Raw genomic sequence first — 16,896 nt, 5'->3', positions numbered from 1 at the left:
TGAACGAGACCGCCCCCAACGGCCCAATCTAGAACCCCGACCATTGCGAGAATCCTGCCCTCGGGGATGGTTCCCGCCACTGCCAACCAAAACTTGATAAGGAGTGACCGGTGGAACGCGAAAGTATGGAATATGATGTGGTCATCGTCGGTGCCGGCCCTTCCGGCCTATCGGCGGCCATTCGCCTGAAGCAACTGGCGGCGGAACAGGATCATGAAGTGAACGTCTGCGTGCTGGAAAAAGGTTCCGAAGTCGGCGCGCACATCCTGTCCGGCGCGGTGGTGGAGCCACGAGCCCTGGACGAATTGATCCCGGACTGGAAAGAACGAGGCGCGCCGCTGAATACGCCGGCCACGGAAGACCGTTTCCTGCTCCTGACTCGCGAGACCTCGTACCGCTTGCTGACGCCGCCGCAGATGAACAATCACGGCAACTACATCATCAGCCTGGGCAATCTGTGTCGCTGGCTGGCCACGCAGGCCGAGGAACTGGGCGTGGAGATCTACCCCGGTTTCGCCGCCGCTGAAGTGCTTTACGACGACAGCGGCGCGGTGGTGGGTGTCGCCACCGGCGACATGGGCGTCAGCCGGGAAGGCCAGCCGACCGATCAGTTCGCGCCGGGCATGGAGTTGCGCGCCCGCTATACGATCTTCGCCGAGGGCTGCCGCGGCTCGTTGACCAAGACCCTGTTCGAGCGTTTCAACTTGCGCGATGGCGTGGACCCGCAAACCTACGGCATCGGTATCAAGGAACTGTGGGAAGTCGATCCCGCCCAGCACCAGCCGGGCAAGATCGTCCACACGGTTGGCTGGCCGCTGGATACCAACACCTACGGTGGCTCCTTCCTGTATCACATGGAGGACAACCAGGTGGCGGTGGGCTTCGTGATCGGCCTGGGCTACGAAAACCCCCATCTGTCGCCGTTCGACGAGTTCCAGCGTTTCAAGACCCACCCCGACCTCCGTTCCACCTTCGAGGGTGGCCGGCGCATCGCCTACGGCGCCCGCGCCATTTCGGCCGGCGGCTTCCAGTCGATTCCCAAACTGACTTTCCCCGGCGGCCTGCTGATCGGCGACACCGCCGGCTTCCTCAACATGCCCAAGATCAAGGGCACCCACACCGCGATGAAGTCCGGCATGGTGGCGGCCGAGGCGGTGTTTGGCGCGGCGACGGCCGGCCAAGGCGCCGACGAGGTGACGGAGTATCCCGAACGGCTTCGTCAGAGCTGGCTGTGGGAGGAGCTTTATAAGGTCCGCAACGTCAAGCCGTCGTTCAGTTGGGGGTTGTGGGCGGCGATCGCCTATTCGGCGCTCGATACCTACCTGCTCCGGGGCAAGGCGCCGTGGACCTTCCACCACAAGCCGGATCACGCCAAGCTGAAGAAAGCGTCCGAATGCCCGAAGATCGAGTATCCCAAGCCGGACGGCGTGATCAGTTTCGACAAGCTGTCCTCGGTGTTCATCTCCAACACCAACCACGAGGAAGACCAGCCCTGCCATTTGACCCTGAAGGATCCGAGCGTGCCGATCCAGGTCAACCTGGCGCTATACGATGCACCCGAGCAGCGCTACTGCCCGGCGGGGGTGTACGAAATCATCCGCGACGGCGACGGTGGCAATCCACGCTTGCAGATCAATGCCCAGAACTGCGTGCATTGCAAAACCTGCGACATCAAGGACCCTACTCAGAACATCAACTGGGTGACGCCGGAAGGCGGCGGCGGGCCGAATTATCCGAATATGTAGTCCGGGATCAAGCGATCCCTCCCGCGCCCTCTTCCCGCTGAGAAGAGGGCGCTTGCTTTCCGACCTGTGTTTGCGTGCCAAGCGGCCACCTCCTCAGAATGAGAGGGGGTGGCCGTTCGCCAGCGCTTTCCGGATCAGGGTGAAGAACTCTTCATGCTAATGTCTTCCCGAAAATCAATGGTGGCCGATTGTTCGTTCGACAAGGTAACGCCATAGCGAGTTGAGCCCGATGCGGATAGGGAAGAGTCGCTATAGGAACCCTGCATGTTGAGAGTAGCCACAGCGGTGCCGCCGCTGTATATGGAGTAGGAATACGAAAAGCTGCCATTCGCCACGTTTGGGGTGTAGGAAACATCCCCGCTACGGGTCAGTGTCGCCTCTGTGCAACTCCCTCTTGAGTCAAAGTTATAGGTAAATGAAAAAGACGTCCGCGTAAGGGTTAGCGATTCGTTTTGCAGGGTTGCCGAGGCGCCCGCGGACGCGCAACGTTGGGGGCAGGATCCTTGAGCACCGTAATTCGCGGTCGCCGTGAAGCAGATTTCGCTTGAGCCAGAATACGACCTCACTGCATCTTCGTGTTTGGCATATCCATCGTCGGGGTTGCTGAAATCGCTGCACCCGGCGCTGTTGCAGGCTTTTACCCGATAGGCGTAGGTGGTGCCTGGTATGGCGGAGATGTCGTCAAACTGGGTTCCCGAAGTCGTGCCGATTCGAGTCTCCCGGCTGCTCGACGAATCGGAACGATACACTTCGTAGGTGGTGGCGTCAGCCACCGTCCGCCACACGATGCGAACCCGGTCAGGATAGGCGCCGTCGCTAGCGCTTACACCCGTTGGTGTACTTGGGATGCTTACCTGCGCTTGGGCGTAACCGCTATCCGGACTGCTAAAATCGCTGCACCCGGCGCTGTTGCAGGCGCGGACAGTGTACCAATAGGTGAGGCCAGGGTCTGGGGTAAAATCGTCGAAGCGGGTGGTGGTCACGTTGCCGTCGAGCAGGTCGCCGGCGGCGGTTGAGGCGGTCGAGCGGTACACCTCGTAGCGCGTGGCGCCCTCGACAGCATTCCAAGTGAGCACGACCCGGTTGGCGTGGTCGCCGTCGCTGGCGGTCACCGTGCGTGGCGCCTCCGGCGGGGTGGTGGGCTCCACCGGCGGTTCCGGCGGTTCCTCCCGAGGCAAGACCGGGGTTTGTTCGTCCTCGTCCTGACGGGTTTGCAACTGGCTGGCGACCGGTTCCAGGCAGGACACGCCGCCGCCGGCCGGACCACAGGGTGCCTCGACGACATCGGCGTCGGCCCGCAAGGCCTGCTGCACCAGCGGATCGATGCCGGACACGGGCGGTGCGGCCGCCGTGCCGCGCCGGGTGGCGGCCCGGGCCAGGAAGGCGGTGATCAGCGGCGACTGGCAAGCCGCCGGGGCGACCAGGCCGCTCACCCCGGCCTGATCGGCGGCGGCGCGCACGGCGCACAGGGTCTCGCCGGCGGCGACGCTGCCATACCAGTAGCTGTTGACCAGCAGCGCGCTCAGGGTAAAGCGCGACAGGGGGGTGTCTTGCGGCTGCCGGGCGGCTGCCGTGCTCACCGCGGGCGCCACTTGCCGGCCGGTGCTGGCCGGTGTGCTTTGCAGCGCCAAGCGCACCCGCTCGGCCATGGTTTGCAGCGCGCGCAACCCGGCGCCCTCGACCGGCACGGTCGCGGGGGTGCCCTGGGCGGCGCCGTTGCGGAAAAAACTCACCGTCACGCTGGACGCGGCATCGGTCAGCTGGTAATCGCTGAATCGCGCCTCGACGCCACTGGAATCGATATAGGCGTCGGGCAGACCATCGTCGGCCAATGACAGATCGGCGGACTGGCCGGTGGGACGGCTGGCCCAGGTGATGCCCTCCAGCCGCGTGGGCACGCCGTCGCCGCGCTTGGTGGCGATCACGCCGGTGCTTTCCCCCAGCGCCGCGCCGGTGCCGTTGCCGGCCACGGCCATCGGATTGAGCACATCGGTAATGGCGGCGATCAACGCCAGCCGGGAGGGCGTGGCGGTGCTGCGGGCCACGATGAAGTTCTGCTGCGGTTCGGACCATTCGGCGGTGGTGGTCTGGCCGGTCTCGGGGAAATTGTCGAAGACGTATTGGCGACGGAGCCCGGTCAGGTATTCCGCTCCCAGGGTGGTGACGGCGAAGTTGACGTTGGCGAATTCCACCCCGTCGAGATACGCGCGCAGGTTGTGGGTGCCCTCGCCGAGCCGGTTCCAGTTATAGGTAAAACCGAAACCGTTGTTGGTGTCGCCGCATACACTCTGGGTGTCGGGTCGGTCGGTGCCGTAGGCGATGGCTTGCCGCGCGCCGCCGTCGAGGCTGAACTCGACCCGCTGCCCTTCGCAGGCCCAGCCCCGGATCAACTCGACCCCGCTTTGGTACGAGCCTTGGGCCGGCGCTTCCAGCGCCGCCCGGGGATGGGTCGACGGCGGGGTGTTGGCCGGGATCGTCGCTTGGCGGGCGAACACGAAGTTCTGCTGCGGTTCGGACCAGCGCACCTGGGGTTCATTGCCGGCGGCGGGGAAGTCGCGCAGGGTGTATTGCGCCCGCAGGCCGGTCAGAAACGCCCGGCCCAGGGTGGTGACCGTGAAGTTGACGTTGGCGAATTCCACTCCGTCGGCGAAGGCGCGCAGGTTGTGGACGCCGTCGCCGATTTCGCCCCAGTTCTGGGTGAAGCCGAAGCCGTTGTCGCTGTCGCCGCAGAGGGCGGCGGTGTCCGGCCGGTCGGTGCCATAAGCGATGGCTTGCAACGATCCGCCGTCGAGGCTGAATTCGATCCGTTGCGCCGCGCAGGCCCAGCCCCGGATCAGCCCCACTCCGCTTTGTACGAAGGCTCCCGCCGCGGGGGATTCCAGCACGGCCAGGGATTGTGCGTTGGCAACCGAGCCAAACGCGGCAACCGCGATTGCCAGAATAAGACCTGGCAACGTTAAGGTTTGATGTTGCATAACTACCTCCCGACCAAATCGTCTATTACAGGTACGGCAATATACTTTCCATCTCTGCTTTTCGATGGGCATGGTTTATTAGATGCAACATATGAATATTAGCACAAAATAGCCACACTAAATTTACTGGATAGGCGAGGAGGCATGGGCTCAAACTATTTCTAATGCATTGTTTATAAATGAAATACCAAAAAGAAAAAGCCTTCGCTCACGCGAAGGCTTTTTGCTCGATCTCGATCCGCCTCGGATGGCGGGAGAATGCCGCTTAGACCGACTCTGTGGCGGTTTCGCCTTCCGGTTCGTTGTCGTCGTCGGGCACCGCAACCGTGATCCGCATGCCGTAAAAACTGCGGAACACGAACACCAGGTTGAGGACCAGGAACAATGCCGCCAGATTCAAAGTGAGAACCTGTTGACCCTGCGCGGCGAGGCCAACCGCCATCTCGACCGCCAGCAAACCGAACAGAGTGGTGAACTTGATGATCGGATTCATCGCTACCGAGGAGGTATCCTTGAATGGATCGCCGACGGTATCGCCCACCACGGCGGCGTCATGCAGATCGGTACCTTTGGCGCGTAGTTCGGTTTCCACGATCTTCTTGGCGTTATCCCACGCCCCGCCGGCGTTGGCCATGAACACCGCCTGGTACAAGCCGATGATCGCCAGCGAGATCAAATAACCGATGAAGAAAAACGGCTCGATGAAGGCGCAGGCCAAGGTGCCGAAGAACACGGCCAGGAAAATGTTGAACATGCCCTTCTGGGCGTAGATCGTGCAAATCTCGACCACCTTCTTGCTGTCTTCGGCGGACGCTTTGGTTACGCCGTCGAGTTTCATATGCCCCTTGATGAATTCCACCGCGCGATACGCACCCGTGGACACGGCCTGCGTGGAAGCGCCGGAGAACCAGAAGATCGTGGCGCCACCGGAAATCAGACCGAGCAGGAACGGTGGGTAGAGCAGCGAGAGCTTATCGAGATTTTCGGTCAGACCGCCGGTCAGCAGCATCACGATCGAGAACACCATGGTGGTGGCTCCGACCACGGCCGTGCCGATCAACACCGGTTTGGCGGTGGCTTTGAAGGTGTTGCCGGCGCCGTCGTTCTCTTCCAGCAAATCCTTGGCGACCTCGAAGTTGGGACTAAAACCGAAATCACGTTGCACCTCGGTCTCGATGTCGGGCCACTGCTCGATAGTGGACAGTTCGTATACCGACTGCGCGTTGTCGGTCACCGGGCCGTAGCTGTCCACCGCGATGGTCACCGGACCCATGCCGAGGAAGCCGAAGGCCACCAGGCCGAAGGAGAACACGGCGGCCATGATGGTGGCCTTGGCCGGATCGGGGTTGATGATGGCGGCCAGCTCGTACTGCGACACGATATTGGCGCCAGCCATCAGGCCGACGATGACCACGCCGATCCAGAAGGCGGAGAAGTTGCCGGCGGTCAGGCCCGCGAGGATGTTCAGGCTGGCGCCGCCCTCTCGCGAAGCGGTCACCACCTCGCGGACATGAGCCGAGTTGGTCGAGGTGAAGATTTTGACCACTTCCGGAATGATGGCGCCGGCCAGCGTACCGAAGGTAATGATCAGTGACAGCTGCCACCACAGATGGGTGTAGACCGTGCCGCCGATATCAATGCCGCCGATCAACAGGTACGACACCACGAAAGTGAGGACCAGCGACACGGCGGAGGTGATCCACACCAACGAGGTCAGCGGCGCCTCGAAGTCGAAGCGGGGTTGCCCGCCGTAGCGGCGTTTGGCGAGCGCTTCGTTGCCCAGGTAGGAGGCGCCGGAGGCGACCACCATCATCACCCGCATCACGAAGATCCACACCAGCAGTTGCACCTGCACGGCGGCTTCCGGCACCGCCAGCATGATGAAGCTGATCAGCGCCACGCCGGTGACGCCATAGGTCTCGAAGCCGTCGGCGGTCGGGCCGACCGAATCGCCGGCGTTGTCGCCGGTGCAGTCGGCGATCACCCCCGGATTGCGGGCATCGTCCTCCTTGATCTTGAAGACGATCTTCATCAGGTCGGAACCGATGTCGGCGATCTTGGTGAAGATACCGCCGGCAATACGCAGGGCGGCCGCGCCCAACGACTCGCCGATGGCGAAGCCGATGAAGCACTTGCCGGCCAGCATCGGCGGTACGAACAACAAGATCGCCAGCATGATCAGCAGTTCGGTGCAAATCAGCAGCATGCCGATGGAGATGCCGGATTGCAGCGGAATCGCGTAAACCGGATAGGCCTGGCCCCGCAACGCGGCGAAGGCGGTGCGGCTGTTGGCCAGCGTGTTGATGCGGATACCGAACCAGGCGACGCCCAGCGAACCGGCGATGCCGATCAACGAGAAAGCCAGAATCAGCAGCACCTCCGCCACATTCATCTGTTGGACCCAGCCGAAGTAGGCGACAATGATGACCGCGACGAACGCTTCCAGGATCAGCAGGAACTTGCCCTGCGTGAACATGTAGGTCTTGCAGGTCTCGTAAATCAGCTCGCTGACCTCGGCCATCGAGCTGTGGACCGGCAGCCGGCGGATCCGGGCCTGGATGACCGCGCCGAACACCAGACCGCCGACGCAAATGAGCAGACCCCAGGCAAGCAGGGTCCAGCCCGAGATGCCACCGGCAAAGCGGGCCAGCGCCGTATCGTTGAGATTGGGTAGCGTCAGATTGGCTTCACTGACGTGATGAACCGTTTCGGCGAAAGCGGGGAATGTGCTCATGCCGAGGGTGAACAGCAGTAGCAGCAACAGCGGACGTGCCGCACCCTGACGCCCTGCGAGTGCAAAGACTGAACTTGCAAATATCATACAATCCTTCCTTCAATGGCGACCTGAGCAGTGAACTCGTCAAGGGCGGACCGTGATCCGCCACCGTCCGGAAACGGACGACACCACCGCTACAAGCAACCGCCGTGCCTGAAGGAAAATAACTATAACCAATTATAAATAATCATAATTTTTATGCCGGCAATGACAAACTGTCGCAGATATCACCGGCTGGAGGCGGCAATTGTCAGCAATGACACAAGCCAACCTGGAGGAGGAGGCTCACATGAAGCAGCCAGCGCCCGCCCCCGAATCGGGAACCTACACGCTGCTGCTGCGCATCGACGCGGTGGGAGAAATCGCGGTCGGACGGCGCCGCCAACTGCGGCTGGAACCCGGTTGGGTGGTGTACGTCGGCAGCGCCTTCGGACCGGGCGGGACGGCGGCGCGGCTGGCCCATCATCGCCGGCCGGCGACCCACCCGCACTGGCACATCGATTACCTGAGAAGTCGTGCCGTCTTGCGGGCGGTCTGGTTCAGCCATGATCCGATCCGCCGCGAGTGCCTGTGGGCGACGGTGTTGCGGGAGGATTTGGGCGGCGCGCCGCCGCTGTTTCGCTTCGGCGCCTCCGACTGCCGCTGTCCCGCCCATCTCTATCGGTTCCCGGATCGGCCGGCGCTGGCCACGTTCGTAGCCACGCTGCGCGCTCGTTGCCCCGCTCACGCGGCGGTACTGGAACAGGCCGGGTAGAGACGAGGACGATGGAGGTTCATTCCATCTTCATTTTCTGCCCGTCGCCGTGGCCATGGCCATGCATGGGTGGCGACGTCGAAGGCTGCATCTCTTCGCGCTTGCGGATCGGAACCCGCACTTGCATCGCCCCGGCTTTTTCGAACTCCAGAGTCAGCGGGACGCTTTGGCCGGCGCGCAGCGGTTGCTTCAGGTCGATCAGCATAATGTGAATACCGCCGGGTTCCAGCACGGTGGTCGCGCCGCCCGGTACGTCGAGCACCCCGACCTTGCGCATTCGCATCACGCCGCCGTCCATGGTCGTCGTATGCAGTTCGACATGACCGACTCCCTCGGCCTTGGCGCCGAGCAGGCGATCGGCTTCGCCGCCGTTGACGATACTCAGGTAGGCGGCACCGGTATGGGCGGCCGGCGGCGTTTCGGCCGCCCAGGGCTGCTCGATACGCAGGGGATTGCCATCGGCCGCGAACACCGCGGCGGCGAATGCCAGCAGCAGGCCAAACAGAAAGGCTCGCATGGTTTTGCTCCTCACAGGGGTTCAATGGAGCCTATAGTTTATTCCTCGCCGCGCGATATCGCGCCCCGCTGCGCCATCGTTGCGCCAAAACCGTTTTCCGAGGAGCTGCCATGACTCTGCCCGATCTCAATCCCAATGTCGCCCTGGCGCTGGCCGAGGATGTCGGCGACGGCGATTTGACCGCCGCGCTGATCCCGGAGCACGCCCAGGCCGAAGCGACCGTCATTAGCCGCGAAACCGCGATTCTGTGCGGCACCGCCTGGTTCGACGCCGTGTTCCGCCAGCTCGATCCGCGTATCGCCACCGACTGGCGAGCGGCCGACGGCGACCGCGTCGAACCCGAGCAATTGCTCTGCACCCTACGCGGCCCGGCTCGCCCTCTGCTGACCGGCGAGCGCACCGCCTTGAATTTCCTGCAACTGCTGTCCGGCACCGCCACGCTGGCTCGCCGCTATGCCGATGCCGTGAGCGGTACCCAGGCCGTCATTCTCGATACCCGCAAGACCTTGCCGGGCCTGCGGCTGGCACAGAAATACGCCGTGCGCCGCGGCGGTTGCCGCAACCATCGCATCGGTTTGTTCGACGCCGTGTTGATCAAGGAAAATCACATCATGGCGGCCGGATCGATTGGCAACGCCATCGCCACCGCTCGCCGTTTGCATCCCGGCATCACCGTCGAAGTGGAAGTGGAGAATCGCCCCGAACTGGAAGAGGCGCTGGCCGCCCGACCCGATATCGTCATGCTCGACAACTTCGATCTGACAGCCATGGCCGAGGCGGTGCGGATCGTTGGTGGCAGCGTCAAGCTGGAAGCCTCCGGCAACGTCAATTTCGATACCGTGCGCGGGATCGCCGAAACCGGAGTCGATTACATCTCCATCGGCGGCCTGACCAAGGACGTGCGCGCGGTCGATCTATCCATGCGGTTCCGTACCTGGTGAAACGCGGATTTCACGCCGGTGTCATGCGGAGTTCACCCACTCGAAGTACGCTATGTTCGAATCGCGAAAATGACAACCAAATGAGGAGAAGCAAGCCATGTACGCCGATTTTGCCCTGAGCACCCGCCAAGGGAGCCGTGGCCATCCGATGGCCGATTATCGGGCCGTCGACTTTCTGCGCCAGGAAATCGCCTTTTTCGAGGCGCGTCTGCACGAAATGGGCGAAGCCGGCGACTGTGCCTACGAACATGCGCTCAGCCGTGCCTATGAAACGCTGTTGCGCGAACGTCGCGGCCAACTCACCCAACTGCAAGCCTGAACCCCGCCTAACGTGGCGATCCGTGGGCACGCGGTCGCCGGGAATGGTCTATCATGCGCGGTCATTATCCTTGAAATCGATTGCCGACCGTCGGGTCGGCGAGGATGCGCCGTCGCATGAAACGATCATTCCGCGCCATCATGCTGGCCGCTGGGCTGGCGCTCGGTCTCTCAACCTCCGCTGGCGGCGAATTGCCCGTCGCACCCTTTCAGACCCATTACGAAGTGTATGGCCAGGGATTCTCGCTGGGCGAAGCGGTCATGAGCCTGGCCGCGGACGGTTCGGGTGGTTACCAGATGAGTTCCGATGTCCGCCCCAACGGGCTGGTGGCGCTGCTGGCGTCGGCCAGTGTCCGCGAGCGGGCCAGCGGGGAAATCCGCGATGGCCGGATTCAGCCGACCCGTTACGAACGGCGGATGGAAACCGGCAAGAAATCCGGTGACGTGCAACTGCGCTTCGACTGGCCAGCCGGTCGGGTCGAAGCGCGCAGCGGTACGCGCCAGGCCACCCTGCCGCTGTCGCCTGGCGTGGTGGACCCCCTGAGTCTCAACATGGTGGTGATGCGGGATTTGCAACGCGACCGTCTGCCCGAACAGTACACGCTGGTAGACGAGACCGCGCTCAGAACCTTCCAGATTCGCAACGAGGGCGAGGAGATACTGGATACTCCGCTCGGCCGGCTCCGCGCGCTACGCATCAGCCACTCCAAACCGGGCAGCACCCGAATCACCACCTTTTGGTTCGCGCCCGAATTGCGCTATCTGCCGGTGCGGATTGCCCAGCACAAGAAAGGCAAGGAAGTGATGCGCATGGAGATTCGGACGGTCGAGCGCCAACCCTGAAGCTGGGTGCGCCCCGCGCCGGAACCACCCCATACACGGAAAAGACTTTCCCGCCCAACCGCCTGCCGCTCAGGAGGCCAACCGCATGAACCCCAGCGAAAGCTGTATTTTTTGCAAAATCATCCGGGGCGTCATCCCAGCCATCAAGGTTTGCGAAGACGAGCACACCCTGACTTTCATGGATATCCAGCCAGCCAGTCCGGGTCATGCGCTGGTGATTTCCAAGACACATGCCGCCAACCTGCTGGAGATCGCCGAATCGGACCTGTTGGCCGTGACCAGGACCACCCAACGCATCGCCCGTGCCGTGCATAAGGCGCTGGCGCCCGACGGGTTGCGCATCAGCCAGTTCAACGGCGCCGCCGCCGGTCAAACCGTACCCCATTACCATGTCCACATCGTGCCGATGCGGGAAGGGCAGCGCGCCGGCGCCCACGGTCGCGCACCCGGCGATCCCGGGGAACTCAAGGCGCTGGCGGCCCGGATTCGGGAAGCGCTGGAAGATTGAGCGCATGGTCGTCGCACCGTACCCGTGTCCGACAGTCTAAAATGATTGTTAGGTGACACGGTGATCGACGGAGGCTGTGGAATGCGCGTGTGGCGGGCGGTGATGGTGCTGGCATGGCTGGCGGCATGGGCGGGAAGCGCGCTGGTCGCCGCGTCGGCATCCGGCTCGGCGCTGCTGCTGGAGGTGCAAGGCGCCATCGGTCCAGCCAGCCGCGATTTCATCCTGCGCGGTCTTGGCCAGGCGCGCGAACGCGGCGCGATGGCAATCATTCTCAAGCTCGACACGCCCGGCGGCCTGGACAGTTCCATGCGTGACATCATCCAGGCGATCCTGGCTTCACCGATACCCGTGATCGGCTATGTCGCCCCGGAAGGCGCTCGCGCCGCCAGCGCCGGCACCTACATTCTCTACGCCTGCCACATCGCCGCCATGGCGCCCGCCACCAACCTGGGCGCGGCTACCCCGGTGCAAATCGGTGGCCTGCCGCTACCGGCACGGCCGACCGACCGGGATCAAGCCCGCGAACCCGACACCGACAAGTCCGCCGATAAACCCGCTGACAAACCCGCTGACAAACCCGCTGACAAACCCACCCCATCTGGTTCCGACATGGAGCGCAAGGTGGTCAATGACGCTCGGGCCTACATCCGCTCGCTGGCCCAGTTACGAGGCCGCAACGTCGAATGGGCCGAGCAGGCCGTGACCGAGGCGGCCAGCCTCAGCGCCCAGGAGGCCCTGCAAAAAGGCGTGATCGACCTGATCGCCGTCAACGTCTCCGATTTGCTGCAACAGGCCGATGGCCGATCGGTGGAGATCGCCGGTGACAAACGACCGCTGTCCACCCGCAATCTGACTGTCGAAACCCTTGCGCCCGACTGGCGGAACCGGCTGCTGGCGGTGGTGGCTCACCCGATGGTGGCCTACGTGCTGCTATTGATCGGGGTCTATGGCATTTTCTTCGAGCTGGCCAATCCCGGCACGGCGCTGCCCGGCGTGCTGGGCGGCATTTGCCTGCTGCTGGCGCTGTTCGCGTTTCAGGTGCTGCCGGTCAACTACGCCGGTCTGGCGCTGCTGTTACTCGGTCTGGCCTTCATGATCGCCGAGGCATTCGTGCCCAGCTTCGGCGCGCTGGGGCTGGGCGGGATCGTTGCTTTTGTCGCCGGCTCGCTGCTGCTGTGGGACGAAACCGGCCCAGGTTACGAGATTCCCATCGGTCTGATCGTCGGCTTCGCCCTGGCCAGCGCGGTGGTGCTGATCGGTCTGGCGACGCTGTTCGCCCGGCAGCGCCACCGGCCGGCGGTCAGCGGGATGGAAACCTTGCTGGGCGCGGTGGGCACGGTGATGGCGGACGACGACCGGGCGTGGATTCGCGGCGAATCCTGGCGCGTCCGCGCCGACCGACCGTTGCGGCAAGGCGACCGGGTCCGAGTCGCCGGCCGCGAGGGATTGATGCTGTGGGTGCAAGCGCTGGATTCCGACAAAGGGGAACCGTCATGATCTTCAATCCGATCTTTATCGCGCTGCTGGTACTATTGGCGCTGGTCGCCGCCTCGATCAAGGTGCTGTACGAATACGAACGCGGCGTGGTGTTTTTCCTGGGGCGCTTTCAGGCGGTCAAGGGACCGGGTCTGATCATTTTGGTGCCGGTCATCCAGAAAATGAGGCGGGTGGACCTGCGCACCATCGTCATGGACGTACCCAGCCAGGATGTGATTTCCCGCGACAACGTCTCGGTCAAGGTCAACGCCGTCATCTACTTCCGGGTGATCGACCCCGAGCGGGCCATCATTCAGGTCGAGGATTACTACGCCGCGACCGGCCAACTGGCGCAGACCACGCTGCGCTCCGTGCTTGGCCAGCACGAACTGGACGAGATGCTGGCCGAACGGGAGAAGCTGAACCGGGACATTCAAAATATTTTGGACAGCGAGACCGACATCTGGGGCATCAAGGTGTCCAACGTCGAACTCAAGCATGTGGATATCGACGAAAGCATGATCCGCGCCATCGCCCGCCAGGCCGAGGCCGAGCGCGAGCGGCGGGCCAAGATCATCAACGCCGAGGGCGAGTTTCAGGCCGCCGACCGGATTCGCCAGGCCGCCGCGATCATCGCCTCCCAACCGCAGGCCCTGCAATTGCGCTACCTGCAAACGCTCAACGACATCGGCATCCAGAACAACACCACCATCGTATTTCCGGTGCCGATGGATCTGCTCAGGCCGCTGCTGGATGCGGAACGGTTGTCGGCGGGAAGCACCGACAACCATTGAGCCGGTCGGTCCGGCGCGCGCGGCGCGTCGGATCACGCTTGCGGGATCGGCCGGGCGGTCGGCGAGCTTGGCACCGTCGCTCGAACCAGCAGTCATCGCCATGTTTCGCCATTCGTGGCGAGGCCGTAAAAATGTAGCGGATCCACACAAGATTTATGATAAAAATATCATGCAATTCGTCTCCCTTAGGTACAGTTCATTCCCTCCAGTAATGACGCTCTCAATTTACATTCAAATAAGCATATGACCATCGATATCAAATCTCATGCCAAGGTTGGCGTTTACGTAGACGCCGCTAATATTTCACGCAATGGCGGGCAACGCATGCAATACGATATCCTGCGTGAATTCGCCTGCCGCGATCACGCCGAGCCACTGCGCCTGAACGTTTACCTGTCCTACGACGAGGAACGCGCCGAAACCAACACGGTCTATCGTGACAAGGCCCGCGCCTACCAATCCGCCCTGCGCGAACTGGGGTACAAGGTCATCGAAAAGCGGGTCAAATGGTTTCAGGACGAAGCCGGCAACCGCTACGGCAAGGCCAACGCCGATCTCGACATGGCCGTGGACGTACTGTTGCAATCGGAAAATCTGGACCGGGTGCTGCTGGCAACCGGCGATGGCGATTTCGTGCAGGTGGTCCGCGCCCTGCAGAACAAGGGCTGCCGGGTCGAAGTGCTGGCGTTCGACAACGTGTCGGAGGAACTGCGCCGGGAAGCGGACATGTACGTGTCCGGCTATCTGGTGCCGGGTTTGTTGCCGACTCGCGGCGATGATTACGCCGCTCCCATGTGGGGCGCGATGGGTTCGCGGGTTCGCGGCTACTGTTATCATCACGACGACAACAAAAGTTTTGGCTTCATGCGGTTTCTGGTCAAGCTGTCGCAGTATCTATGGAAAACCGATTCCCGCGACCCCGACTCTCCTTACCGGACGGCGTTTTTTCATGACTCCAGCTTGCCGGAAGGTTTCAACGTCATGAAGCTGCCGTCCCGCAACCACCTGTTCGAGTTCACCCTGGCCGAACCGAACGGCAAGCAACCGGTCGCCACCGACATCATTCTGGTCCATCCCATCTCGTCCTGATGAGGAAGCATGGCGTTCGAGGGCCGTTTTCGTCGAGAGATAGCATGCACAACATTCGCGCTCTGAAGTTTCTGATCCTGCTGCCGCTGGTTCTGTTGCTGGGTTCTCCGGGGGCGTTCGCCAAATCGGCCGCTCCCAGCGGGGCCATCGCCATCGGCGACCTGATGCCGGCGGCCCGTCATGCCTCGCTGGACCGGACCATCGCCGAACTGCTGTCCCAGCACCATTACCGGCAAAGCAGCCTGGACAACCGGTTGTCCGCGCTCATCCTGACCACGTATCTTGATGATCTCGACTTCAGCCGTTCCTATTTCCTGGCCAGCGACATTGCCGGTTTCGAGCGGTATCGCGATACCCTGGACGATGCCTTGAAGAAAGGCGACCTGCGCCCGGCCTACGCTATTTTCAACGTCTATCTGCGCCGGTTGGCGGAGCGGACCACCCGCATCCAGTCCCTGCTGGAGCGGGGGTTTCGTTTCGATGTGGACGAATCCCTGAACGTGGATCGCAAGGACGCACCCTGGGCCGCCAACCCGGCCGATCTGGATGAAATCTGGCGTAAAAAACTGAAGCACGAGATGCTGACTCTGATCCTGTCCGGCAAGGATCAGGCTGCCGCCCGCGAACTGCTGAGCAAGCGCTACGACAACCGCTTGCGCCAGGCGCAACAATCCAGCAGCGACGACGTATTCCAGTTGTACATGAACGCGGTTGCGCAGGCCTTCGACCCGCACACCGCCTACTTCTCGCCACGCAACACCGAGAATTTCAACATCCAGATGCGCCTGTCGCTGGAAGGTATCGGCTGCGTGCTGCGCATGGAGGATGAGCAGGTGACGGTGGTCGAACTGGTGGCCGGCGGCCCGGCCGATCTCAGCCAGCAAATCAAGGCGGCCGACAAGATCGTCGGCGTGGCGCAGGGCGACAAGGGTCCCTGGGTGGATGTGGTCGGCTGGCGGCTGGACGATGTGGTCGAGCGCATCCGCGGCCAGCGCGGCACGGTGGTGCGTCTGAAGGTACTACCCGGCAAGGCCGGCGTGACCGCGGCCGAGAAGACCGTGCGCTTGGTCCGCGACACCATCAAACTGGAGAAACAGGCCGCCAAGAGTGAAATCAAGACGATACGGGGTCCCGATGGCCGCGAGCTGCGGATCGGCATCATCACCGTGCCGGCGTTCTACAGCGACTTCGAAGCCGCCCGGCGCGGAGTCGAGGATTACCGCAGCACCACCCGCGACGTCCGGCGGTTGCTCAAGGACCTGGATGGCAAGATCGACGGACTGGTGCTGGATCTCCGCGAAAACGGCGGTGGCTCCCTGCAGGAAGCGGTGGATTTGACCGGTCTGTTCATCGGCGATGGGCCAGTGGTGCAGGTCAGAAACGCCAGTGGTCGAGTGGAAGTCGAGCAGGACAGCGAAGGCAACCGGCTGTACGGCGGGCCGCTGGCGGTACTGGTGGATCATGCCAGCGCCTCGGCTTCGGAAATCTTCGCCGGCGCCATTCAGGACTACGGTCGCGGCGTCGTCATCGGCGATCCGACCTTCGGCAAGGGCACGGTGCAAACCCTGGTCGATCTGAACCGCTTGACCCGGGCCAAGGATCCGCAGGGCCAGTTGAAGCTGACCATCGCCAAGTTCTATCGCGTCAACGGCAGCAGCACTCAGCATCGTGGAGTCCGGCCGGATCTCGCCATTCCCTCGGTGGTGGACAGCGAGGAAATCGGCGAGAGCGCCCAGAAGAACGCGCTGCCTTGGGATGAAATCGCCGCCACCCGCTATCGGGCTGACCGGAATCTGGCGGTGCTGGTGCCGGAACTGGCGCGGCGGCATCAGGAGCGCGCCACCAGCGACTCGGATTATCAGGCGTTTCTGCGCGACCTCGATTTCACTAAGGAGCAGCAGGACAGAACCACCGTTTCGTTGCAGGAAAAACAGCGTCGGGCCGAGCACGAGCGCATCGAGAATTGGCAGCGCGACCGGGAAAACCGCTACCGCGTCGCCAAGGGCTTGCCGCCGCTCAAGGCGGATGACGAGATCCCGGCCGGCAAGGACAGCGCGATTCCAGACGCGGCCCTGGACGAAAGCGCGCGCATCGTCGCCGATCTGGTCGTGCTAGCCAGCGCGCCTCCTGCACAGAGTGCCGTGGTCATGGGACACTAGC

At 62.9% G+C, this 16,896-nt stretch carries 13 protein-coding genes; 10 read left to right on the top strand and 3 right to left on the bottom strand.

Annotated elements, in window-relative coordinates; genetic code table 11:
* The first annotated feature begins 110 nt into the window (after window positions 1–110).
* Window positions 111–1,745 carry an electron transfer flavoprotein-ubiquinone oxidoreductase gene (locus IPM89_14445; protein QQS54014.1) on the top strand — a complete coding sequence of 545 codons (1,635 nt, stop codon included), beginning with the start codon at window positions 111–113 and terminating at the stop codon, window positions 1,743–1,745.
* Between the two features lie 134 nt (window positions 1,746–1,879).
* Here IPM89_14445 and IPM89_14440 read toward each other — a convergent pair whose 3' ends face one another.
* Together IPM89_14440 and IPM89_14435 are read right to left on the bottom strand one after the other, a co-directional pair.
* Window positions 1,880–4,720: a hypothetical protein gene (locus tag IPM89_14440; protein QQS54013.1), complete on the bottom strand. Its 2,841-nt coding sequence runs from the start codon at window positions 4,718–4,720 to the stop codon at window positions 1,880–1,882.
* A gap of 265 nt (window positions 4,721–4,985) precedes the next feature.
* Window positions 4,986–7,454: a sodium-translocating pyrophosphatase gene (locus tag IPM89_14435; protein ID QQS55946.1), complete on the bottom strand. Its 2,469-nt coding sequence runs from the start codon at window positions 7,452–7,454 to the stop codon at window positions 4,986–4,988.
* A gap of 331 nt (window positions 7,455–7,785) precedes the next feature.
* Here IPM89_14435 and IPM89_14430 point away from each other — a divergent pair, with 331 nt between their 5' ends.
* A complete protein-coding gene (locus IPM89_14430) occupies window positions 7,786–8,250 on the top strand; it encodes a GIY-YIG nuclease family protein (GenBank protein ID QQS54012.1) in 465 nt (154 codons plus the stop codon).
* A 19-nt stretch (window positions 8,251–8,269) separates the two neighbouring features.
* On the opposite strand, the gene IPM89_14425 is transcribed toward IPM89_14430, so the two are convergent.
* Entirely contained in the window at window positions 8,270–8,767 is a 498-nt protein-coding gene (locus IPM89_14425; GenBank protein QQS54011.1) for a copper chaperone PCu(A)C, read from the bottom strand.
* 110 nt (window positions 8,768–8,877) lie between these two features.
* Between IPM89_14425 and IPM89_14420 the strand changes: the two genes are divergently transcribed.
* From IPM89_14420 to IPM89_14385, 8 genes are all read left to right on the top strand, one after another.
* On the top strand, window positions 8,878–9,708 hold the full coding sequence (locus tag IPM89_14420) for a carboxylating nicotinate-nucleotide diphosphorylase (protein ID QQS54010.1): 831 nt from the start codon (window positions 8,878–8,880) through the stop codon (window positions 9,706–9,708).
* 97 nt (window positions 9,709–9,805) lie between these two features.
* Complete coding sequence (locus IPM89_14415; GenBank protein ID QQS54009.1) at window positions 9,806–10,027, top strand: hypothetical protein; 222 nt, start codon at window positions 9,806–9,808, stop codon at window positions 10,025–10,027.
* A gap of 116 nt (window positions 10,028–10,143) precedes the next feature.
* Window positions 10,144–10,869, top strand: coding sequence for a DUF3108 domain-containing protein (locus tag IPM89_14410; GenBank protein ID QQS54008.1), 726 nt, complete (start codon window positions 10,144–10,146; stop codon window positions 10,867–10,869).
* A gap of 85 nt (window positions 10,870–10,954) precedes the next feature.
* On the top strand, window positions 10,955–11,377 hold the full coding sequence (locus tag IPM89_14405) for an HIT family protein (GenBank protein QQS54007.1): 423 nt from the start codon (window positions 10,955–10,957) through the stop codon (window positions 11,375–11,377).
* A gap of 102 nt (window positions 11,378–11,479) precedes the next feature.
* Entirely contained in the window at window positions 11,480–12,874 is a 1,395-nt protein-coding gene (locus tag IPM89_14400; protein QQS55945.1) for a nodulation protein NfeD, read from the top strand.
* Window positions 12,871–13,647, top strand: a complete 777-nt coding sequence (locus IPM89_14395) for a slipin family protein (GenBank protein QQS54006.1) — start codon at window positions 12,871–12,873, stop codon at window positions 13,645–13,647. Before IPM89_14400 ends, IPM89_14395 begins: the two co-directional genes overlap by 4 nt.
* A gap of 243 nt (window positions 13,648–13,890) precedes the next feature.
* The gene (locus tag IPM89_14390) at window positions 13,891–14,736 is read left to right on the top strand and encodes an NYN domain-containing protein (GenBank protein ID QQS54005.1); all 846 of its coding nucleotides are present in this window, start codon (window positions 13,891–13,893) and stop codon (window positions 14,734–14,736) included.
* Window positions 14,737–14,780: 44 nt separating this feature from the next.
* Window positions 14,781–16,895 carry a carboxy terminal-processing peptidase gene (locus IPM89_14385; protein QQS54004.1) on the top strand — a complete coding sequence of 705 codons (2,115 nt, stop codon included), beginning with the start codon at window positions 14,781–14,783 and terminating at the stop codon, window positions 16,893–16,895.
* Window position 16,896: the final 1 nt, after the last annotated feature.

It is taken from the genome of Candidatus Competibacteraceae bacterium, assembly GCA_016699715.1.
GTDB lineage: Bacteria > Pseudomonadota > Gammaproteobacteria > Competibacterales > Competibacteraceae > Competibacter.
The sequence above is the reverse complement of the archived record's forward strand: the minus strand, read 5'-3'. Positions and strand labels throughout refer to the sequence as shown.